This window comes from Acinetobacter sp. GQ146 (assembly GCF_059758585.1).
The window spans coordinates 43,101-64,884 of the sequence record NZ_JCAXDV010000010.1; the positions used below are offsets into that span (position 1 = coordinate 43,101).

At 35.2% G+C, this 21,784-nt stretch carries 18 protein-coding genes; 12 read left to right on the forward strand and 6 right to left on the reverse strand.

All coding sequences use genetic code 11. The annotated features are described in order from the left end of the window. Window positions 1–82: 82 nt before the first annotated feature. From bamJ (AC6CHI_RS14545) to AC6CHI_RS14565, 5 genes are all read right to left on the reverse strand, one after another. Window positions 83–772, reverse strand: a complete 690-nt coding sequence (gene bamJ / locus AC6CHI_RS14545; protein ID WP_498122131.1) for a BamJ family beta-barrel-assembly machinery protein — start codon at window positions 770–772, stop codon at window positions 83–85. Between the two features lie 171 nt (window positions 773–943). Continuing rightward, entirely contained in the window at window positions 944–1,648 is a 705-nt protein-coding gene (gene bamJ / locus AC6CHI_RS14550) for a BamJ family beta-barrel-assembly machinery protein (protein WP_498122132.1), read from the reverse strand. A 216-nt stretch (window positions 1,649–1,864) separates the two neighbouring features. Continuing rightward, the gene (locus tag AC6CHI_RS14555; RefSeq protein WP_498122134.1) at window positions 1,865–4,039 is read right to left on the reverse strand and encodes a polysaccharide biosynthesis tyrosine autokinase; all 2,175 of its coding nucleotides are present in this window, start codon (window positions 4,037–4,039) and stop codon (window positions 1,865–1,867) included. A gap of 18 nt (window positions 4,040–4,057) precedes the next feature. Next, a complete protein-coding gene (locus AC6CHI_RS14560) occupies window positions 4,058–4,486 on the reverse strand; it encodes a low molecular weight protein-tyrosine-phosphatase (protein ID WP_498122135.1) in 429 nt (142 codons plus the stop codon). Further along, a complete protein-coding gene (locus tag AC6CHI_RS14565; protein WP_498122136.1) occupies window positions 4,486–5,589 on the reverse strand; it encodes a polysaccharide biosynthesis/export family protein in 1,104 nt (367 codons plus the stop codon). Before AC6CHI_RS14565 ends, AC6CHI_RS14560 begins: the two co-directional genes overlap by 1 nt. 194 nt (window positions 5,590–5,783) lie before the next feature. Here AC6CHI_RS14565 and tviB point away from each other — a divergent pair, with 194 nt between their 5' ends. The 12 genes from tviB (at window position 5,784) to pgi (ending at window position 19,279) form a co-directional block, all read left to right on the forward strand. After that, a complete protein-coding gene (gene tviB / locus AC6CHI_RS14570; protein ID WP_498122137.1) occupies window positions 5,784–7,061 on the forward strand; it encodes a Vi polysaccharide biosynthesis UDP-N-acetylglucosamine C-6 dehydrogenase TviB in 1,278 nt (425 codons plus the stop codon). A gap of 55 nt (window positions 7,062–7,116) precedes the next feature. Then, entirely contained in the window at window positions 7,117–8,361 is a 1,245-nt protein-coding gene (locus AC6CHI_RS14575; RefSeq protein WP_498122251.1) for an oligosaccharide flippase family protein, read from the forward strand. After that, window positions 8,349–9,314: a glycosyltransferase gene (locus AC6CHI_RS14580; RefSeq protein ID WP_498122138.1), complete on the forward strand. Its 966-nt coding sequence runs from the start codon at window positions 8,349–8,351 to the stop codon at window positions 9,312–9,314. Before AC6CHI_RS14575 ends, AC6CHI_RS14580 begins: the two co-directional genes overlap by 13 nt. Before the next feature lie 5 nt (window positions 9,315–9,319). Next, window positions 9,320–10,390 (forward strand): glycosyltransferase family 4 protein, encoded by a 1,071-nt coding sequence (locus AC6CHI_RS14585; protein WP_498122139.1) that lies wholly within the window; start codon window positions 9,320–9,322, stop codon window positions 10,388–10,390. A 35-nt stretch (window positions 10,391–10,425) separates the two neighbouring features. After that, window positions 10,426–11,445, forward strand: a complete 1,020-nt coding sequence (locus AC6CHI_RS14590; protein WP_498122141.1) for an EpsG family protein — start codon at window positions 10,426–10,428, stop codon at window positions 11,443–11,445. Continuing rightward, window positions 11,445–12,533, forward strand: a complete 1,089-nt coding sequence (locus AC6CHI_RS14595; RefSeq protein WP_498122142.1) for a glycosyltransferase — start codon at window positions 11,445–11,447, stop codon at window positions 12,531–12,533. The genes AC6CHI_RS14590 and AC6CHI_RS14595 overlap by 1 nt, the downstream gene beginning before the upstream one ends. A 25-nt stretch (window positions 12,534–12,558) precedes the next feature. Next, a complete protein-coding gene (locus tag AC6CHI_RS14600) occupies window positions 12,559–13,587 on the forward strand; it encodes an NAD-dependent epimerase/dehydratase family protein (protein ID WP_498122143.1) in 1,029 nt (342 codons plus the stop codon). Between the two features lie 3 nt (window positions 13,588–13,590). Next, window positions 13,591–14,730, forward strand: a complete 1,140-nt coding sequence (locus AC6CHI_RS14605) for a glycosyltransferase family 4 protein (protein ID WP_498122144.1) — start codon at window positions 13,591–13,593, stop codon at window positions 14,728–14,730. A 65-nt stretch (window positions 14,731–14,795) separates the two neighbouring features. Beyond that, on the forward strand, window positions 14,796–15,404 hold the full coding sequence (locus AC6CHI_RS14610; protein WP_498122145.1) for a sugar transferase: 609 nt from the start codon (window positions 14,796–14,798) through the stop codon (window positions 15,402–15,404). A gap of 38 nt (window positions 15,405–15,442) precedes the next feature. Further along, entirely contained in the window at window positions 15,443–16,321 is an 879-nt protein-coding gene (galU, locus tag AC6CHI_RS14615) for a UTP--glucose-1-phosphate uridylyltransferase GalU (protein WP_498122146.1), read from the forward strand. A 22-nt stretch (window positions 16,322–16,343) separates the two neighbouring features. Continuing rightward, window positions 16,344–17,609 carry a nucleotide sugar dehydrogenase gene (locus tag AC6CHI_RS14620; protein WP_498122147.1) on the forward strand — a complete coding sequence of 422 codons (1,266 nt, stop codon included), beginning with the start codon at window positions 16,344–16,346 and terminating at the stop codon, window positions 17,607–17,609. Then, window positions 17,606–19,279: a glucose-6-phosphate isomerase gene (gene pgi / locus AC6CHI_RS14625; RefSeq protein ID WP_498122149.1), complete on the forward strand. Its 1,674-nt coding sequence runs from the start codon at window positions 17,606–17,608 to the stop codon at window positions 19,277–19,279. Before AC6CHI_RS14620 ends, pgi begins: the two co-directional genes overlap by 4 nt. 205 nt (window positions 19,280–19,484) lie before the next feature. Here pgi and AC6CHI_RS14630 read toward each other — a convergent pair whose 3' ends face one another. Next, a complete protein-coding gene (locus AC6CHI_RS14630) occupies window positions 19,485–21,668 on the reverse strand; it encodes a polysaccharide biosynthesis tyrosine autokinase (RefSeq protein WP_498122150.1) in 2,184 nt (727 codons plus the stop codon). Between the last annotated feature and the right edge of the window lie 116 nt (window positions 21,669–21,784).

Below are 21,784 nucleotides of genomic sequence, written 5' to 3' on the forward strand. Positions count from 1 at the left end.
GCCCTAGTGCTGCATTTTGCATTCACAGAATACGCAGCGTCAAACGTCAGGGACTGATACGGCATCAGTCCCTGAATTATTATTAAGGCAGTACTGCTAATAATTCGACATCAAAAATCAGGGTACTATTCGGTTCAATAATGTCGCCAGAACCAATCTGTCCATAAGCCAAATTTGCAGGGATAAAGAAGCGATATTTGCTCCCTTCTTTCATCAATTGTAAGCCTTCCGTCCAGCCTTGAATCACTTGATTTACTTGGAATTCGGCAGGGTGTTGACGAGCAATGGAACTGTCAAAAACGGTACCATCAATCAAGCGTCCTTCATAGTCTACTTTGACCTTGGAACTGATTTTAGGCGTTTTACCTGTACCCGCTTTCAGGACCTGATATTGCAGACCCGACGCAGTGCTTTGTACGCCAGCTTTTGTGGCATTCTCTGCCAGAAAAGCGGCACCAATTTTACTGTTTTCTTCGGCTTTTTTTCTGAGCTCGATAAGTTGTTGCGCTTCAGCCTGTTTTTTATATTGGGTTAAGACCCGCGCCATTTCTTCATCGCTCAGTGTCGCATCTTTACCTTGCGCAGCTTCTCTAAGACCTTGAATAAATGCCTCAAGGTTTAAATCCTTCAAGGAGTCAGCATTACTGCGCCCCATTAAATAACCAAAACTATAACCGACCTGTTCTGAGCTCGAACTTTTGCTGGTAATTGGTTTGGCATACGCAGTTGCGCTTAAAAAGAGCGCACATGCCAGTGTCATGTGTATTTTCATTAATCTTCCTAACGTATTTTTTATGGCTATGCTGGAACAACATGTCCTTGATTTCTTTTAGCTGTTGAACAAGCATATATGCGTCTGACTTTACGTCTTATTTCTAACAGCTTAGTGCAATTGAGGTCTTGTGCAAAGTGAAAAAAGGAGAGCCAAGCTCTCCTTTTATGCTTATTTCACTTTGATGAGTTCAACATCAAAGATCAGGGTGCTGTTTGCCGGGATGGTACCAGGCACACCTTGTTCGCCATAGCCAAGTTTTGCAGGAATGAATAGGGTTGCTTTACCGCCTTCTTTCATGAGCTGCAAGCCTTCAGTCCAGCCAGGAATCACTTGATTTAGTGGGAATTCAATGGGCTCGCCACGTTGAATCGAGCTATCGAAGACTTTCCCATCGACCAGTTTGCCTGTGTAGTGAACCGTCACGACGGAATTGGCTGCTGGCTGCTTACCTGTGCCTTCTTGGGTAATGAGGTATTGCAAGCCAGAAGCGGTCGTTTTGACACCAGGTTTCTTGGCATTTTCAGTCAGGAAGCTATCACTGGCTGTTTGTGTTTGTTGAGCTTGATCCGCTTGTTTTTTCTGCATTTCTTGCTGGAACTGCTGGTAAGCTTGTTGTAATTCTTCTTCTGTATATGCGGGTTGGGTACGCGCGTGCCCTTCACGGACGCCTGTGACAAAGCTGTTAATGTCGAGTTCAGGCGGTGTTTGATGTGCAACTTCATAACCTAAAGCATAGCTAATTTTTTCAACCGCTGATGCATTTTTTGAAGCTTTTGAGGTTACAGCTTCAGGATGTTGAGTTGCATAGTAAACTGGAACAAGTGCAGCACCGCCTAAAATTACAGCAACAGCGATGGGTAAGGCTTTACTCATAGGGTTTTCCAAAATTCATTATATTCATTAAAATTTGCCATAATTTTAGCAAAATTTAAGACTGTGAGATGGTCTTTTATACAGATCATATATTCATGCATCAATATATGCCTGTATGGCTGAAGAAGCTATAACGGACTGAATAGCTAAAACATTTTTTATACAATAAAAAGACCAGCACGAAGCCAGTCCTTTTATAAGAAAAATTAGTACAAATTAATCGTCAGTTGTGTTTTTGTAGGCATAAGCATAGTTATAACCATAACTTGAGCCTGCCGTACGTTGAATATCATTAAGAATAATACCCGTTACTTTAACGCTCGCTTGTTCAAAGCGATTGACTACCAACTCAAGTTCCTTAATTTGTGTCTTGCCATAGCGTGCAATGACAAGGTTAACGCCTGCATTTTGTGAAATGATAATACCATCAGTAACTGCTAGAATTGGTGGAGTATCCACAATAATATGATCGAACTGAGTAGAAAGCTGTTCAAGTAGGTCTTTAAAGCGATCAGTACTGAGTAACTCGGATGGATTTGCTGGACTTTTACCTCGAGTAATCACCGATAAATTTTCAACTTCAGTCGTTTTAACAATTTTATCGAGTGGTTGTTGACCATTCAGATATTCTGTCAGTCCAGCTTGATTATCCTGATGGAAATACTTATGTAAATACCCACGTCGTAAGTCAGCATCGATTAAGAGTACACGCTTATTGCTTTGCGCCATAATCACAGCAAGGTTAGTCGAAACAAAAGATTTACCGAGCTCTGGTGCTGGTCCAGAAATCATGATGACATTATTCCGCGCATTATTTAGTGCAAAATGAATGGCGGTACGCATACTACGTAAACTTTCAATCGCAATATCATCACTATTTTTGACGGCAAGAATAGGGATGTGTTTCTTCTTCTTGAGAATGTTGATACGGCTTTCTTGCACAGGCGAACGAGGAACTGTCGCATAAACAGGAAGATCAAGTTCAGTTTCAATTTGAGCGGAGTCTTTAATCCCTGTACGCATCATATTTCGCATTAATGCCGCAAGGACACCAATAAAGCCACCGACAAAAATCGATAATAGCAGTACCAATAACTTTTTAGGTTTAATCGGTTCAATTGGCAACACAGCGGTATCAACAATACGTACATTACCAATTTCACCCGCTTTGGCAATACGTAACTGTTGATAAGAATTTAATAGTGTTGTGTAAAGCTGTTGTTTAACCTCAACTTCACGATATAACTGTAAATAGCGACGTTGTAAGTCAGGTAATTGTTTAAGGGTTACATTCAATTCTTTAATTTTACTGTTAATTGCAGCAATTTGCGCATCAATTTGTTGCATTGCTGGATGTTCAGCAGTGTATTTTTCTGAAAGTTCAGCTTGTTTTTGCTCTAATGCAATTTTCTGTGTTTCAAGATTAATACTTTGGGTCAGATAGAGTTCAGATTCTTTGGTGACATCTACCGTATTGTACTGTTCACGGAATTTATTGAACTCGCGTTCAGCTACATCAAGCTGCTGTTTAAGCTCTGGAAGTTGTTCATCAAGGAATTTTAAAGTCTGAGCTGTTTCTGCAGAACGACGTTCAATATTCTGCTTACTATAGGCAGCTAAAATGGAATTTAGAACTTTAGTAATATGTTCTTTGTCCGACCCCTGGTAATTCAGCCCAAGTACACCTGTGAGTTTACCTCTTTCTGCTACAGAATAATTGTCAAGTATTGAATTTACTGCAGCAGGTAAAGACATTTTTTGAACATTATAACTTGAATTTAATGCGTCACGGCTGAATATAGCAATATTCCAACTACCTAAAACGGAGTTGCTCTGGTTCAAGGTCCCTTTAAAAATAACTTCATCTGTTTTTTGATCTGTAAGGGTAAATTGCTTATTCTCAAAACTTAAAAGTAGTGGTTGATCTAAATATTTAGCAGGGATATTAAACTTACGGATCTGAAAAGATTGTTCATTATTGTGAAAAGTTACTGATTGAGGTTGATACTCTGTTTGGAAGGTATCTTGATTCAGTAAACGATGAAGGACCGTATCGTCCGTAGATGAAATGTTAAAATCCAGATGTAATTGCTGGATAACCTGTCCAAGAACCAAACGCGATCTCAGGATCTCAATTTCTGCTTGGGCTGGTGATTTCTGGTCAACCATTGACGATAAATCACCCAGTAAAGCTGCGGTACCAGCGCCCTTGCTATCTTCAACCTGAATGAGCGCATCAACTGCATAAATATCTTGTGTTGTTCTTAAATAAAGCAGAGCACATACAAGACTAAGGATGATACATAATGCGATCAGTTTCCATTGAGCAATTAGCGAAAAGAACAGCTCTTTTAAATCAATTGTATCTTCTGTATTGGTATTTTGGCTCATAATTTTGCTATCAATGGGTTAAATATGTTTCTTCCAGTCACTTATACAGTTTTGTATAAGCTGACAGGTATCATCAAAAACGGCTTGCTCGTGCTGGTAAGGATCTGAGACATTTTTTCCTTGCCAATGGCCAAGTCGAAAGGTTTTTCCTTTGGAAAACGGCCAAGTTTGTTCAATATGTTTTTGCTGATTTTGGCTCATGACTAAAATTAAGTCGGATTTTTTTATTAACTCTGCATTTAATTTTTTAGCAACATGTGCCCGCATATCAATGCCATGTCTTTGCATACATAAAATCGCTTTATCATCGGCATTATGACCAATTAAACCAGAGATTCCAGCTGATTCAACATGAAGTTGAGGAAATTCCTGTTTTAAAAAATACTCAGCCATTGGACTACGACAAATATTTCCAATACAGACCACGAGAATATTTTGAATTTGCATTAGTTCCCCAACCGATCAATATTATATAAAGCATTAGAGAAAGGCAGTATTTGCGTCACAATACGTTGCCAACGTGTCAGTCCAGTTGAGTCAACATACACAATATCATTGCTACGCATTTTAAATTGATTGGCTAAACCAAAATCACCCAAACTAAGCAAGCTCATATGATAAAGTTCGGTCTGATGGGTTTTTGCATCGCTGCGTAAGACATATATACGGCTTGCACTGGCGGTATTTGGGTTTAAACCTAAACTTTCACCCAATACATCACTCAACGTCATACCTTGATCACGCATGAACAAAGATTGGTTCTTGCCTGACTCGCCCATCACATAAATTTTTTGATTTTCTTTAGAATTTACATATAAAGTATCATTAGGTTGAATTAATAGGTTGTGCAGCGAATAACCTGCTTTTTCTAAATCAATGCTATTTAACTGATAGGTACGACCTTGACGAACTAGGGTAATGGATGTGTTATCACCATATTGAGTATTGACGCCTCCTGCCAAGCCTAAAGCTGTATAAACACTCACTGGTTGATCACTCAGGAAGAATTGCCCCCCTTTCATCACATTTCCCTGCACAGAATAGCGTTGGCCTTGATAAGACAAGACGCGGGCAATGACATCAGGTGTCTTTAAATAGCGTGACAGTTGGCTACGAAGCTCTTGGTTCACTTGAGGAAGTGACTTTCCTGCAGCCTTATACCGTCCAATAATTGGAAATTGAATATAGCCGCTTTGATCAATTTGGAAACCATTCGCTTGAATAGATTGATCATTATTGGCATTGCTTATAGGTGGCGTAATTTCAGGATAAGCCCATAAATAGATTGATAAAATATCACCTGGATTGAGTTTATAGTTGAGTTGAGAGTGACGAAATAAACTAGAAATATCTTGAATATCAGTATTTTGGTCTTGTTGCAAGTGACGGAGTGTATTTTGATTTAACTGTACTACATTCACGGAGCTTCCTAGCTCAGTTTGATAGACTCCCTGTTCAGGTAAATCATATGTTTGTAGGCCGGGCGCTAAAGCACAACCGACAGTGCTGAGTGTGAACCCCAAAAGGCCAATATATTGTAGAAATTTCACTCTGAACCCTATTATAAAAATATTTCAATCTTTTGATCAGATTAAGTGTATCTAATTTAAAATTGGTTAACTATAACAAATTGTATAATCTGTTTGTAAAGATTTGCATGATCGGTATTAGTATTTTCTGGTATAGTGCATCTGTCTCTAAAGACACATCATACGTATATTAACAAGCATGGCAAGGCAGACAGATGTTGCAGCTTTCTGATTTAAAAATAGCAATCATTGGTTTAGGTTATGTGGGTTTGCCATTGGCAGTAGAGTTTGGAAAAAAAGTTCCTGTTATTGGATTCGATATTAATCAAAAGCGAATTGAAGAATTACAAAGTGGTCAAGATCACACTTTAGAAGTTTCGGTAGAAGAGTTGGCTCTTGCAAAAAAACTAAGCTTTTCTTCAAATTTGGATGATTTAAAAGAATGTAATTTTATTATTGTTACTGTTCCGACACCGATTGATGAATATAAACAGCCTGATCTTACCCCATTAATCAAAGCTTCGACCAGTATTGGTGCGATACTTAAAAAAGGTGATATCGTTGTCTATGAATCAACAGTGTATCCTGGTGCTACGGAAGAGGTTTGTATCCCAACCTTAGAACAAGTTTCTGGTTTGAAGTATAATCAAGACTTTTTTGCTGGTTATAGCCCAGAACGTATTAATCCAGGTGATAAATTACACCGTGTGACCAATATCTTAAAAATTACCTCAGGATCAACACCAGAAATTGCTGAATTTGTTGATCGTGTTTATAACTTGGTGATTGAAGCTGGAACGCATAAGGCATCCAGTATTAAAGTAGCTGAAGCTGCAAAAGTGATTGAGAATACTCAGCGTGATGTAAATATTGCCTTGATTAATGAGCTTACAGTTATTTTTAATAAAATGGGAATTGACACAGAAGAGGTACTCAAAGCAGCAGGAACAAAATGGAATTTTTTGCCATTCCGTCCAGGCTTAGTGGGGGGGCACTGTATTGGGGTTGATCCTTATTATTTAACACATAAGGCTCAGTCAATTGGTTATCACCCTGAAATTATTTTGGCTGGTCGACGGTTGAATGATAGTATGAGTGCCTATGTTGTTACCCAACTTGTTAAAAAGATGGTTAAACAAAAAATTCAGGTTGAAGGTGCAAGAGTGCTGCTTTTAGGGCTGAGTTTTAAAGAGAATTGTCCTGATATTCGTAATACAAAAATTGTTGATATTATTAAAGAATTACAAGAATATAATATTTCTGTTGATGTTTATGATCCTTGGATTTCTTCTGAGGAAGCTAAGTGTGAATATGGTATTACTCCAGTCTCAACATTAAGCGAGGCTAGTTATGATGCTATGATTTTAGCTGTAGCGCATGACCAATTTAAACAAATGGGTGAGGCTGGAATTCGAAAATTAGGTAAAAATGTACATGTTCTATACGACTTAAAGTATGTACTTAATCAGTCGGAATCCGATATTAGATTGTGATTTAATGAAAAGTTTTTTTCTTAATCTTTTTCGAAATTCTAGAATACAAAATGCAATGTGGATGATTCTCGAAAAAGGAATATCCTTTTTCGGTCTCATTTTTGTAGTATCAGCTGTGGCGAAGTATCTTGGACCAGATATTTATGGATATTTGGCTTTAGCTGCTTCTGTATTTGCAATTGTGAATGTCATTGCACGATTAGGACTTGATCAAGTCTATTTTAAAACTATAAGTAAAAATCAAAAAAACAATAATAATTTATTGAAAAATCTAGTTAATATTATTTCCTGTATATATTTTCCTCTGTCTATACTAGTTTTAGTTTGCTTCTCTGTAAAAATTGAGTTTAACTACTTTATTTTTTTTATTGCTACGGCTATAGCTAATTATTTTTCAGCTATTGATATTAGAAGCATACATTTTAATGCAATCTTAATGTCAAAATTAAATGTATTGGCAAATACAATAGGGTTGCTTTTGAGTTTGATTCTTCGTTACGAAATTGTATATTATAAATTAGATATAAAATGGTTATGTGTACCTATAATTTTTGTTACGCTCGTTCCATATCTAATAAGATTGTATATTGATTACAAAAAAGAAATTTTGAATAAAGTATATAGTTATAATGCTAGACATTTAAAAAAATATCGTATTTATTTTTTTAATGTAGGAGTGCCTTTAGTCATATCTATGTTATCAGTAAATATTTATTTACAGTCTGCAAATTTTTTTCTGGCTGCATTGAGCGGAAGTCATGATGTTGGGATTTATGCCGTAGCAAACATGTTGGCTGGAGCATGGTATTTTGTCCCAACGACAATAGTCATTTCATTCTTATCTTTAGTTTATAAAGCAAAAAATGATGAAGAATATATTATAAATTCTGGTCTAATTTTAAGGTATTTATTATTAATTACTTTAACAATAATTGCATTATTATATTTTTTAGCAGAATATATTGTAATCTGGTTGTATGGTGAATCTTTTCAAGAGTCAATTGCTGTATTTAAAATATTATTATTTTCTTACTTATTTTCCATTATTGGATTTTATTTTTATCGCTTAACTATGAAGTTTGGTGGCTATAGTTTTTTAGCGAAAAAAATGACTCTTACCTGTATATTAAATATATTATTATCTTATTTTTTTATTCGGGCGTATGGTGTAATTGGTGCTGCATATGCAGCATTAATTACAGAATTAATTTCAAATATTTTATTTAATTTATTCTATAAAAAAATGATGATGCCCAAGGTATTTTTGAAGGCTTTAGGTGGTAATGTATGCAAGAAATAATTTCATTAATTATTCCTATTTATAATGTAGAAAACTATATTGCTGATTGTTTGGATAGTGTATTTAATCAATTGGTTGATGGTGTGGAGATTATTTTGGTAAATGATGGTACACCAGATAAATCAATGGAAATTGCAGAAAACTTGATTCAAGCTCTTCCTTTGGCTTCTCAGAGGCAAGTTAAGACTTTACAGCAGAAGAATCAAGGGCAAAGTGTTGCTAGGAATAATGCAATAAACATAGCAACAGGTCAATATATTGCTTTTCTTGATTCTGATGATGTCTTAGAACCTACTTATTTCTCAGTTCTTATTAATAATATCTTGAAACATCAACCAGATATAATTCAATTTAAAAGCTTCAGATTTTCCACCAAAAACAATCATAAAGAAACCTTTCATGTGGGTGCTAAAATTCATGGTTATATGGAAAATACTTCGGAAATTCAAAAGCACGTTTTTAACCAAAGCGCGTGGTTTCCGTGGTTAAATATCTATAAAAAAGCATTGTTTTCGTCTGAAGATATTTTCCCTGCAGGTATTTATTATGAAGATGCAGCACTAATTCCTACGTTGTTTTTAAAAGCAAAGAATATCAATTTTTTGCCAGATGTATTATATGGTTATAGATATAATACATCTGGTAGTTTAATGAATATGTCAAGTAAAAACATCGAAAAACACATTATTAGTTTTAATTATGTTATTGAACTATATAGGGATAAAGTAAAAAATAACAAATTATATAGCTCAAGCATTGTGTCCCTGACACAAGGATATTTTAGTTTTTTATTGAAACATAAAGGTTTAAAAGTAGCTTTGAGAGAATATAAATATTATAAATTAGATAAAAAATATATTGATGAATATTATTTAGAAAAGCGTGGGAATATTCTATTTTATAAATTTGGTTTGTTTTTTTTGATATTTACCAAATTAATAGGTAAGGATTAATTTAAATGAAAAAGATCTGCTTTTTAATAGGAAATATCAACCTCACAGGTGGAACTGAGAGAGTAACGAGCCTTATTGCAAACCGGTTGTGCAAAGAAGATGAATACGAAGTTAGTATCTTAAGTCTAAGTGGAGGTATGCAACCAGCATTTTCATTAGATTCTAAAATTTCATTATGCTCAGTTTTTAAAGAAAAAAAATCAATGAAATATATGATCATTTCTTGTATTTGGAGAATTAGGCAGTATGTAATTAATCATAAAATTGATACCTTAGTAGTTGTTGATAGCATTTCCTGCGTATTTACTGTGCCTGCATTGTTTGGATTAGAAATTAAACATATTTGCTGGGAACATTTTAATTTTAATATCAATTTAGGCTCTACTTTTAGAAATTTTGGTAGAAAAATATCTACACTATTTTGTAATAAAATAGTAGTTTTAACAAATTCTGATAACATATTGTGGAACAATAAGTATTCGGGATTACTGGATAGAATAGTTACAATTGCAAACCCACTACCATTTGCAAATAGTTCTATGAAAAATGATCATGACTCTAAGATTGTTCTTGCAGTTGGAAGATTGGTGTGCGAAAAAGGTTTTGATCTGTTACTTGAGTCTTGGGCGAAATTAGAAGATAGAGATAATTGGCAATTAATGATTGTTGGTAGTGGTATAGAGTTAAATCACTTAGAGCAACAAGTACAAAATCTTAATATCCAATCGAGTATTACATTTATTCCTGCCACGAATGAGATAGAAAAATATTATCAAAGAGCTTCAATTTTATGTTTACCTTCTAGAATTGAGGGTTTTGGAATGGTTTTAATAGAGGCTCAATCCTTTGGTATCCCTACTATCGCTTTCGATATTGAAACAGGGCCTAAAGAAATAGTAGTTAAGAATACTGGTTTCTTAGTTAAACCATTTGATACAAAAGAGTTTTCTGAAAGAATATTTCAACTAATGAGTTTATCCGAGTATGAGAAAATTGAGACTACAAAAGCATGCAAAAGTAATGTCGAAAAATATCACATTGAAAATATTATAACTCAGTGGAAAGAGATTATATAAATGTTACTTTTATTTAGAATGTATGATGAGAGCTTATGATGAATAATATACAAGTACAGTCAAAGAATGCTTTGTATATATTAGTATCTTGTTTTTTTTCGCTCATATATATATATATATATATGAGTATTCCTAACTCTATTCTGCGTGATAGAGAGAATTACATTCTTTATGCATCTAATTATGATTTAATAATTAATGATAGAATAGGTGCTGGTCTTTTTTTTAATGAACCTCTTTTCTTATTAATTAATAAATCATTAAGTAATTTTGTATCAGCTGATAGTGTTCCGATTTGTTTTGTTTTTTTTAATTCAGCTATTTTAATGTTTATTTTGATCAAAAAAAGTAAAAATTTTTTAATGTTTTTTTTAGGTTTTTTATTGATCTTGTTTGTGCCTTATGCTTTTCAGGCGCAGCTTACGGCATTAAGGCAAAGTCTGGCTACAAGTGTTTTTTTGTTAGCATTTTTATATTTTAAAGATCACTGGAAAATATTAGCAACTTCATTTTTGTGTTGTTTTATTCATTCGGTTTTCTTTTTAATTACTGCATTATATTATCTTAATTTTTTTATTATTAGAGGATTGAGGTTTGAGTTAAAATTAATAATAAATTTTCTTGTTATGCTTGGGGTCTCGTTTTCATTTTTAATATTGGCACAAATTTTTAAAATGCGTCAATTTGATGTTTATCAAGATGTTGTTTCTGACAAAGGGGGAGGGGGTTTTTTATTGTTTTTTATTGTTTTTATTATTTTATTTTTTTTAAAAAAAGAACGTAATAAAGATATTTATTTATTTGTTATGGTTGGTATAATTTTATTTTTAACTGGTTATTTTATTAGTCCACTTTCTGGAAGGTTGTTTAATACTTTTTTCCCGTTTTTTGTGATTCTGTGTGTCTCTAAATTTTCTAAAGCATATTTTTGGTTGTTGTTATCTTTATCTATGATTTACGGTTTTTTGTATTTTAATGGTGCGTATAATGATATTTTATTATATAATCATTTAAATTTTAATGAGTTCTTTTCAAAGCTTGAGTTGAATTTTTAATGAAGTTAATTTTCTTTATAACAAGTCTTGGAATGGGTGGAGCTGAAAATATTCTTTCTAATCTTACGGATGGATTGGTTGAAAAAGGATATGATATTAAAATTGTATGTTTACGAGGTGATATTTTAGTAAAGCCTAAATCTAAAAATATTAAGATTGTAAATTTAAATTTTAATAAAATTAAAGATATTATAAAAGTTTTTAACCTTGCTAAGAGTGTTATTAGGGAGTTTAAGCCAGATATAGTGCATGCACATATGTTTCATGCTATTATTCTCGCACGACTATTACGTTTATTTGTCTATTTTCCAAAATTAATATGTACTGCTCATAGTAAATCTTTTGGTGGGATCTGGAGGTCCTATTTATATAGATTTACAGATTTGTTCTCAGATTTAAATACTAATGTAAGTGATGAAGCTACTGAATTTTTTATAAAAAATAGAATTTTTAAGCGCAGAAATACCATGACAGTTACTAATGGTATAGATACTGAAAAATTTAAAAAAAATGAAAGTATAAGAACAACATTACGCCAACAATTTGGTTTTTCTGATCAGGAATTTGTTTTTGTAGCTATTGGTCGTTTCAATGAGGCAAAAGATTATCCTAATTTACTTAGGGCATTTTCATTGTATCTACAAAAAAGTAGTCTCTGTTCAAAATTAGTTATTATTGGTGATGGGGAACTTAGAATTCAAATCGAAGCATTGATTATTGAATATAAATTAGAGAATAACGTCATTCTACTCGGTATTCGTAAAAATGTATCTGATTTATTAAATATAGCTGACGTGTTTGTATTGTCATCTGCTTGGGAAGGTTTTGGACTTGTGATTGCTGAGGCAATGTCGACTGAACGAGTTGTTATAGCTACGGACTGTGGTGGAGTCAAAGAAGTGCTTGGAGATGAACGTTTTTTAGTGCCAGTGGCTGACTCCAATGCTTTATCTGATAAAATGCTAGAAATCACTCAGTTAACAGATGCTGAACGTACTCAAATTGGTTATTACAATCGGCAACGTATTTTAAAGGAGTATTCTTTGAATACGATGGTAGACCAATGGTTGAAAATTTATACTTCTTAATTAAATGTGCTTTAGGTAAATATTAATGTCAAAATATCATGAAATATGTGAGGAATTATTAAGTAATCCGAAAGTTTGGCTTATTACAGGGGTAGCGGGTTTTGTTGGCTCGAATCTTTTAGAAAAATTATTACTACTAAATCAGAAAGTTATTGGTTTGGATAATTTTTCTACAGGGTTCCAGTCTAATCTTGATGAGGTAAAAAGCATTGTAACTATTAGCCAATGGAACAACTTCACATTTTTAGAGGGAGATATTTGCAATTTAGAGACTTGTAAGCAGGTCTGTAAAAATGTTGATTATGTGTTACATGAAGCAGCACTGGGTTCTGTGCCGAGGTCTATTCAAGACCCTATAGCAACAAATCATGCAAATATCAGTGGCTTTGTAAATATGTTGGTTGCTGCTAAAGACGCAGGAGTTAAAAGTTTTACTTATGCTGCGAGCAGTTCAACTTATGGGGATCATCCTGATTTACCTAAACAAGAAGATATTATAGGTAATCCACTTTCTCCTTATGCTGTGACTAAGTATGTAAATGAATTATATGCAAGTGTTTTTTACCGAGTATATGGATTTAATAGCATAGGATTGAGATATTTTAATATTTTTGGTAAGCGACAGACTCCTACTGGTGCCTACGCAGCAGTTATTCCAAAATGGACGAACTCGATGATTCTAAATGAAGATTTATTCATTAATGGTGATGGAACCACGAGTCGAGATTTTAATTTTATTGATAATGCAGTTCAAGCAAATATTTTAGCTGCAACAACTGTAAATTCAGAAGCAAAAAATCAGATATACAATGTTGCTGTAGGTGGTCGCACTGATTTGAATACACTGTATGCGATATTGAAAAATACTTTAAAAGTAAATGGTATTAGCTATGAAAAAAATCCAATTTATAGAGATTTTAGAGCTGGCGATGTTATGCATTCACAAGCGGATATTACTAAGATTGAAAAATTATTAGGATATAAACCAGAATTTGAAATTGCAGCAGGTATAGAAAATGCTATGCCATGGTATGTTGAAAATTTAAAAGGTTGATATATGAAATTTGTTCTAATTTCTAATAATTTAACTACAGTTCAAAAATTTCGTACAGATTTGTTATTAGAAATTGCCAAAAAGGGATATGAGATTTATGTGCTTGCGCCTGATTTTGATTTGTTTTTAGCAGAGAAGGAATATCTAGAGACACAAGGCTTTATTTTAAAAGAAATTAGGTTGCAAAGAGCGGGTACAAATCCTATCGCTGATTTAAAAACAGTTTGCGATATTTATCAACATTTAGTTCATATTAAACCAAATGTTGTTCTGAGTTATACAATTAAGCCACTAATTTATGGAACAATTTCTGCATATTTGGCAGGGGTATCAAAACGATTTACTTTGGTGAGTGGGTTAGGATTTGCATTTCAGGAACATGTAAATAACGCTAGTGTTGTAAAAAAAATTATTAATACCTTATATAAATTTGCTTTAAAGCGTTCAACAAAAGTTTTCTTTCAAAATGCTGATGATCTTAATTTATTGAAATATATGGGTATTTTAAGTGAAAAAACTCCAAGTTTGATTGTTAATGGATCAGGGGTAAATACCGATTATTTTTATCAGGCACCATTAAATATGGATGCGAATGATGTAATGACCTATAAAATAAGTTTCCTTATGGTGGCACGTTTGCTTAAAGATAAGGGAGTTTATGAATATTTTGCAGCAGCTAAAATTGTTAAAAGGGCTTTTCCTGATGTTGAATTTAATTTGGTTGGATGGATCGATGAAAATCCAGCAGCAATTTCAAAGCTAGAGTTAGATGAAATGATTTCCTCAAATATTATCAATTATAAGGGAAAGTTGTCTGATGTTCGTCCAGCGATAGCAGATAGTAATATTTTTGTTTTACCCTCTTATCGCGAGGGGGTGCCAAGATCTGTTCTTGAGGCTATGTCAATGGGCAGAGCTATCCTTACAACTAATGCTCCTGGATGTAAGGAAACGGTTGTTGATGGTCAAAACGGTTTCTTAGTAGATGTGCAATCAGTCGATGATTTAGTGAAAAAGATGTATCATTTTATCAATCATAAAAATTTGGTTGGTATAATGGGTGATAATTCGAGGCAACTCGTTTTAGATAAATATGATGTTGACAAGGTAAATCAACATATGATTTGTGAAATGCAATTATAATTGTGTTGGCATAAGTATCTAAATATTAAAATTCAAAATATATTTTTTTCATAAAGGTAATATACATGAAAAGGTTATTGGATATCCTAATATCATTGGCGGCATTAGTGATTCTTTTTCCAATTTTCCTTATTGTTGCTCACAAAGTGCGTAAAAATTTGGGTTCCCCTATTTTTTTCTGTCAGGAGCGCCCAGGAAAAGATGGTAAACTCTTTAAGATGATTAAGTTTCGTTCAATGAAAGATGCCTTTGATGCAGATGGGAACCTTTTGCCAGATGAAAAGCGAATCACATCCTTTGGTCAAAAATTGCGCTCTACTACATTGGACGAAATGCCTCAACTGATTAATGTACTCAAAGGGGATATGAGCATTGTTGGTCCTAGACCGCAATTAAAAGAATTTCTTGAACACTATACTCCTGAACAAATGAGACGTCATGAGGTTCGTCCTGGAATGACTGGGCTTGCTCAGGTAAGTGGTCGCAATAATTTAGATTGGGAAGATAAATTTAAATTAGATATTGAATATGTAGATACACATACTCTAGGTCTCGATTTACAGATTATGTTCAAAACGGTTTTAGTCATGCTTAAGAAAGAGGGCATTAATGCACCCAATCAAGTTGTTGGTGCGAGTCGATTTTCAAAAAATACTGAAAAAGTTGATGTATAATTTCTAACGTTTCATCTATTGTGCTGTGATTCTTATAAATGATTAAAAAAGCCATATTACCTGTTGCCGGTTTAGGTACGCGTTTTTTACCTGCAAGTAAATCTATTCCTAAAGAAATGGTGACTGTGGTTGATCGTCCAGCAATTGAATATGTGGTGCGTGAGGCGGTTCAAGCAGGAATTGAACAAATTATTTTAGTGACACATTCTTCAAAAGCATCTATTGAAAATTATTTTGACCGAAATTTTGAACTTGAAACCACCTTAGCACAAAAAAATAAAACTGATCTTTTGAAAGAAATTACCGAAATTTTACCTGCACATGTGAGTGTAGTGAGTGTTCGCCAGCCACAACCATTGGGGCTAGGCCATGCAGTGCTGTGTGCGAAAAGTGTAATTGGAAATGATGATTTCGCTGTACTACTTCCAGATGTATTGGTGAAAGCTAAATCAGACCAAAATGATCTTGCCTGTATGATTCAGCGGTATGAAATCGCGCAAGCGGCACAAATTATGGTTGAAGCCGTTCCTGAGCATTTGGTTGATCAATATGGCATAGTAGATGTTGCAAATTCACCTTTAGAAGGTCAAAGCATCATCATGCAGGGTATTGTAGAAAAACCTGCTGTAGGCACAGCACCTTCAAATTTATCTGTTGTGGGGCGTTATATTCTACCTGCCAAAATTATGCAGTTATTGGAACAAACGCCTAAGGGCGCAGGAAATGAAATTCAGTTGACTGATGCAATTGCCATGTTGCAGCGTACTGATTCAGTTGAAGCTTATCGTATGAAAGGTGAAACTTTTGATTGTGGCAGTAAGCTTGGCTATTTAAAGGCAGTTTTACACTATGGCATTGCTCATCCTAAATTAGGGCATGAGTTTAAGCAGTTAATTGCCGAATTAAATATCGAATAACAATAAGAATTGTGGGTGAATCATGAAAGTTGCGATATTAGGAGCGACACTGAATGCAGGTGTCATGGCTGTATTGTTGTCCGAATATGGCAATCAAGTGTATTGGTGCAGTCATCACAATAATGAACATTCCGCGCGGAAACGAGTTCAATATTTAGATGAAGATGTAAATTCTCGACTGAATCGACAGCATAAACTTGGACAGCTTCTTTATTGTTCTGCGGTTGAACTTCCTTTAGATGTCGATGTTTATTTCTTTTGTTATAGCCCAACAGAGATTGAGCTAGCGATTCAGTTCCTTAACACATTGGTTTTAAAACCGATTCTTCATCCAAGGTTGATGATTAATGCTGCAACTTTTGGATTAAATGGGACGAACAAGCTGAGTAACATTTCACCGCAAGATTACTGGGTCTATTTACCTGATGTGATTCAGGAAGGGAATGCGATTAATAGTGTACTCCATTTACAGCAGGTTATTGTTGGGGTAGAGCAAGAGCCGGCGAGAACAATGGTTGAAGAGTTGCTGCGTCCCATATTTAATAAAACTCACCAATATTTGTTTATGCCGATCCTTGATGCTGAATTTACAAAGTTGAGTATCTCAGGAATGTTGGCGACTCGAATTAGTTATATCAATGATCTTGCGCTAGTAGCTGAAAAATTGGGTATTGATATTACCAATGTGGTACAGGGGATGGGTGCTGATTCGCGGATTGGCTCGACGTATTTATCGCCTGGGGTGGGGTTTGGTGGTGAAAATTTTTCGCATGATATTTTGACCTTATCCAGTGAAGTCTCTAAAAGCGGTGCGAAAAGCCGTCTGTTGCAGCAAGTTTTGGATATTAATGAGCAGCAAAAAGAGATTTTATTTCGTAAACTCTGGAATTATTACCATTCGGATTTAAAAAATAAAGTTGTTGCAATTTGGGGAGCATCCTTCAAAGAAAATACCTCGAGTATTCATAATTCTCCAATTCATGCCATGCTCAATGCACTCTGGGCACAAGGTGTAAGGGTTAAACTTCATGATCCACAAGCGCTGCAGGAAATATATCAACAGTATGGTCATCGTGAAGATTTAATTTTGTGTACAGATGCTTATGATGCAGTTCAAGATGCGGATGCCTTATGTGTGATCACCGCGTGGAAACAATACTTTAGTCCTGATTATAAAAAACTACAGCAATTGATGCGTCATCCGCTTATTCTAGATGGACGTAATATTTATGATCCTCTCTATGTCAAAGCGCAGGGCTTTGCCTATGGGGGTGTTGGTCGAGTATGAGAGAAAATATCGAAAATTTTCCTAAGCAGGCATTTCATTCTACTGAGCAAAAACTGCAGCAGTTAGCACAACAAATGCAGTCGGTTCATTTGAACCAGCTTTTTGCTGAACAAGCACAACGTTTTGAAAACTTCAGTTTGCGTTGTGAAGATTTGCTTTTTGATTTTAGTAAGCAGCGTGTCAATTTACCTGTTACCAAAGGATTACTTTCCTTAGCAGATGCAAAACAATTAAAAACATGGATCAGTCGCTTATTTTCCCTTGAGCCAATTAATTACACCGAGCAACGTGCAGCGATGCATTGGGCTTTGCGCTTGCCTCAAGACTCCTCTGTTTTTCCTGAAGTATCGCAGCAAGTCCATAGACAATTAGACCGAATGTTTAATTTAGTCGAGAAAATTCATGCAGGACAATATCGTGGCGTGACGGGTGAGGTCATTCAAGATGTGGTAAATATTGGGGTAGGCGGCTCAGATTTAGGTCCCTTGATGGTTTCTCATGCCTTATCTGATTTTAAAGTCCAAACAGAGAAACCCTTAAATGTACATTTTGTTTCGACCATGGATGGCAGCCAGCTTTCCGAGCTCCTGCATCAGTTACGACCTGAAACAACTTTATTCATTATTTCTTCCAAATCTTTTGGAACGATTGATACCTTATCGAATGCTGAAACCGTGCGCCAATGGCTAGAGAATAGTTTAGGGCAACGTGATTGTGTTCTAAAAAGTCATTTTATTGGCGTGTCGACTAAACCTGAAAAAATGACAGCTTGGGGAATCCATCCTGATCACCAGTTCTTGTTATGGGACTGGGTAGGAGGACGTTATTCTCTGTGGTCTTGTATAGGATTACCTATCGCTTTACAAATTGGAGTAGAAGGATTTAAAGCCTTACTTTCGGGTGCACATTTGGTGGATCAGCATTTTCAAAATGCACCGTTTGAGCAAAATATTCCTGTACTGATGGGCTTGTTGGGGGTATGGAATACTAACTATCTGAATATGCAGACTCATGCAGTTTTGCCTTATGATGGTCGCTTGAAGTATTTTGCTGCGTATTTACAGCAGCTTGAAATGGAATCCAACGGTAAATCTCTACAACGTGATCATCAAAAAGTTGAGTCTGCGACGTGCCCGATTGTTTGGGGGGAAGTCGGTCCAAATGCGCAGCATGCGTTTTATCAGTTATTGCATCAAGGGACCCATGCGGTAAGTTGTGATTTTATCGCGCCAGTACAACGTTATAATGCCAAACAGTTTACGTATGTGGAAAATGCCGAAGCATTAATTGAGCAGCATCATTTGGCATTGTCCAATTGTTTGGCACAATCAAGGTTGTTGGCTTTTGGTAATCAAGCACTATGTGCCAATGAGGTGGAAGATCTGCCTGAATATAAAAAATATGAGGGAAATCAGCCCAGCACGACAATATTGGTCAACGAGTTAAATCCCAAAACGCTTGGTATGCTCATTGCGCTCTATGAGCATAAAGTGTTTGTGCAGTCTGTGATTTGGAATATTAATCCCTTTGATCAATGGGGCGTAGAAAAAGGCAAAGAAATCGCCAATCAGTTATTGCCAGTGCTCAATGGTCAGCAAACTGATATTGCGCAGTTTGATGCCTCGACCCAAGGTTTACTGAAAGTTTTATTAGGCAATCCACATCGCTAAAATTCTAGTCACAGGTAAAGTAGATTAATTCACTCTCATGTTTATTGTGAACAGTTAAATATTCTGCATAAGTGACCATTTGAAGATGTTAGAGAAGTATCTATCCAACTTTATTCGACTATTGTGTTGCACTTGATTTGATCATATCAGTAAGAAAGAACGGGTATGATGCTCGTTCTTTCTATGAATGGATTTTAAAAATAAATTAGCCTTTTTTCGAACGCTTATAATCATAAGCATAGTTATAACCATAATGTGAATCTACAGTAGGTTGAATATCGTTGATAATAATTCCCGTAATTTTTGTATTGGCTTGTTCAAACCGATGAAGAACAAGCTCTAACTCTTTCATTTGGGTTTTTGCATAACGTGCAATCACAAGATTCACACCTGCATATTGTGAAATGATAATACTGTCTGTCACCGCCAAAATGGGTGGTGTATCAATAAGAATATGATCGAATTGACCAGAGAGTTGTTCGAGTAGATTTTTAAAGCCATCCATGCTCAATAACTCTGACGGATTTGCTGGGCTGTTACCACATGTAATGAAAGATAGATTTTCAACTTCTGTATGTTTGATGATTTTTTCAATAGGCTGCTGACCATTTAAAAAGTCTGCCAAACCTGCTTGATTATCTTGATTGAAATATTGATGTAAATGTCCACGACGTAGGTTAGCATCAATCAATAATATACGCTTATTGGTTTGCGCTAGAATAACTGCAAGGTTAGTGGTAATAAAGGATTTACCCAGTTCTGGTCCTGGGCTAGAAATCATAATGATATTGTTAGGTGCATTATTCAGTGCAAATTGAATAGCAGTACGCATGCTACGTAAGCTTTCAATCGCAATATCATCACTATTTTTGACTGCAAGAATAGGAATATGTTTATGCTTTTCAAGCAGTTTACGATGGCTTTCTTGTATAGGTGAATGCGGAACAGTTGCATACACCGGTAGATTAAATACATTTTCAATTTGAGCCGCATCTTTAATGCCTGTACGTAGCATATTACGTAGAAAGGCTAAAAGTGTACCGAGGAAAGCACCCAAGAAAATAGCTAAAATTAAAATCTGTAATTTTTTAGGTGCAATCGGTCTAATTGGTTTGGTTGCAGTATCGACAATACGAACGTTACCAATTTCACCTGCTTTGGAAATACGCAGTTGTTGGTAAGAATTTAATAAGTTGGTATAGAGTTGTTGTTTAACTTCGACTTCACGGTACAACTGTAAATAGCGGCGTTGCAAGTCGGGTAATTGTTTAAGTGTTGTATTGAGTTCATTAATTTTATTGTTAATTGCTGCAAGTTGAGCATTAACTTGTTTCATTTCAGGGTGTTCAGCGGTGTATTTCTGTGCCAATTCAGCACGTGTTTGTTGTAGGGCGATTTTTTGAGTTTCAAGGTTAATACTTTGTGTCAGATAAAGCTCAGACTCTCTGGTAACATCAACCGTATTGTATTGCTCACGAAATTTGTTAAATTCACGTTCAGCAACATCAAGCTGTTGTTTTAGCTCAGGTAATTGCTCATCTAAAAACTTCAGTGTCTGCGCAGTTTCTGCAGAACGACGCTCAATGTTTTGTTGGCTATATGAGACTAAAATGGCATTCAATACTTTGCTAATATGCTCTTTATCTGTGCCTTGATAGTTTAGTCCTAGAATACCAGCGAGCCTGCCTTTTTCTGCAACTGAGTAATTGGTGAGGAGATTATCGACTGCAGCAGGTAAAGATTGTTTCTGAATGAGATAGGTATCATTGAGTTGATTTTGAGTATTAATCGTAATATTCCATACGCCATCAGCAGTACGCATGGTATTGGGTTGATTGACCTTGGCTGTAAGCAGGACTTGCTCAGTCGTGGGATCTGTTAAACTGAATTGATGATCTGTGAAGCGAAGTTCAAGGCTTTGATCTTCGTAGTTTTCTGGGACTTTAAATTGTGTTATTTCGAATGCTTTTTCGTTATCTTTAAACAGGACAGATTGAGTACTGTACTGGGTTTTATAAATGTGTGGTGAGAGTAAACGATCGAAAAATGAGTTTTCTGTCCCAGAGACTTGTAAGTCGAGGTTGAGATGTTGAATTACATTTCCGAGGACTAAGTGCGATTTTAGAATCTCGATTTCAGCTTGAGCCGTTGAGTTTTGATCTACCATGGATGATAAATCACCGAGTAAGGCAGCGGTACCGGCGCCTTTACTGTCTTCAACCTGAATTAAGGCATGCACTGCATAAGTGTTAGGTGTGCTTCTTAAATAAAGCAGTGCACACACCAAGCTTAAGATGGTGCATAACGCAATCAGTTTCCATTGAGCGATGAGTGAAAAAAATAGTTCTTTTAAATCGCTTGTTTCTACTTTATTGGTATTTTGGCTCATAATCTTATTATCTTTGGGTTAAATTTATTGTTTTCAGTCATTTATACGGGTTTGCATAAGTTGACAGATGTCATCAAAAACTGCTTGTTCGTGCTGGTAAGGATCTGAGATATTTC

Coding starts and splice junctions, on each gene's coding strand:
- bamJ (WP_498122131.1), bottom strand. CDS start 772: ATGAAAATACACATGACACTGGCATGTGCGCTCTTTTTAAGCGCAACT.
- bamJ (WP_498122132.1), bottom strand. CDS start 1,648: ATGAGTAAAGCCTTACCCATCGCTGTTGCTGTAATTTTAGGCGGTGCT.
- AC6CHI_RS14555 (WP_498122134.1), bottom strand. CDS start 4,039: ATGAGCCAAAATACCAATACAGAAGATACAATTGATTTAAAAGAGCTG.
- AC6CHI_RS14560 (WP_498122135.1), bottom strand. CDS start 4,486: ATGCAAATTCAAAATATTCTCGTGGTCTGTATTGGAAATATTTGTCGT.
- tviB (WP_498122137.1), top strand. CDS start 5,784: ATGTTGCAGCTTTCTGATTTAAAAATAGCAATCATTGGTTTAGGTTAT.
- AC6CHI_RS14575 (WP_498122251.1), top strand. CDS start 7,117: ATGTGGATGATTCTCGAAAAAGGAATATCCTTTTTCGGTCTCATTTTT.
- AC6CHI_RS14580 (WP_498122138.1), top strand. CDS start 8,349: ATGCAAGAAATAATTTCATTAATTATTCCTATTTATAATGTAGAAAAC.
- AC6CHI_RS14585 (WP_498122139.1), top strand. CDS start 9,320: ATGAAAAAGATCTGCTTTTTAATAGGAAATATCAACCTCACAGGTGGA.
- AC6CHI_RS14590 (WP_498122141.1), top strand. CDS start 10,426: ATGATGAATAATATACAAGTACAGTCAAAGAATGCTTTGTATATATTA.
- AC6CHI_RS14595 (WP_498122142.1), top strand. CDS start 11,445: ATGAAGTTAATTTTCTTTATAACAAGTCTTGGAATGGGTGGAGCTGAA.
- AC6CHI_RS14600 (WP_498122143.1), top strand. CDS start 12,559: ATGTCAAAATATCATGAAATATGTGAGGAATTATTAAGTAATCCGAAA.
- AC6CHI_RS14605 (WP_498122144.1), top strand. CDS start 13,591: ATGAAATTTGTTCTAATTTCTAATAATTTAACTACAGTTCAAAAATTT.
- AC6CHI_RS14610 (WP_498122145.1), top strand. CDS start 14,796: ATGAAAAGGTTATTGGATATCCTAATATCATTGGCGGCATTAGTGATT.
- galU (WP_498122146.1), top strand. CDS start 15,443: ATGATTAAAAAAGCCATATTACCTGTTGCCGGTTTAGGTACGCGTTTT.
- AC6CHI_RS14620 (WP_498122147.1), top strand. CDS start 16,344: ATGAAAGTTGCGATATTAGGAGCGACACTGAATGCAGGTGTCATGGCT.
- pgi (WP_498122149.1), top strand. CDS start 17,606: ATGAGAGAAAATATCGAAAATTTTCCTAAGCAGGCATTTCATTCTACT.
- AC6CHI_RS14630 (WP_498122150.1), bottom strand. CDS start 21,668: ATGAGCCAAAATACCAATAAAGTAGAAACAAGCGATTTAAAAGAACTA.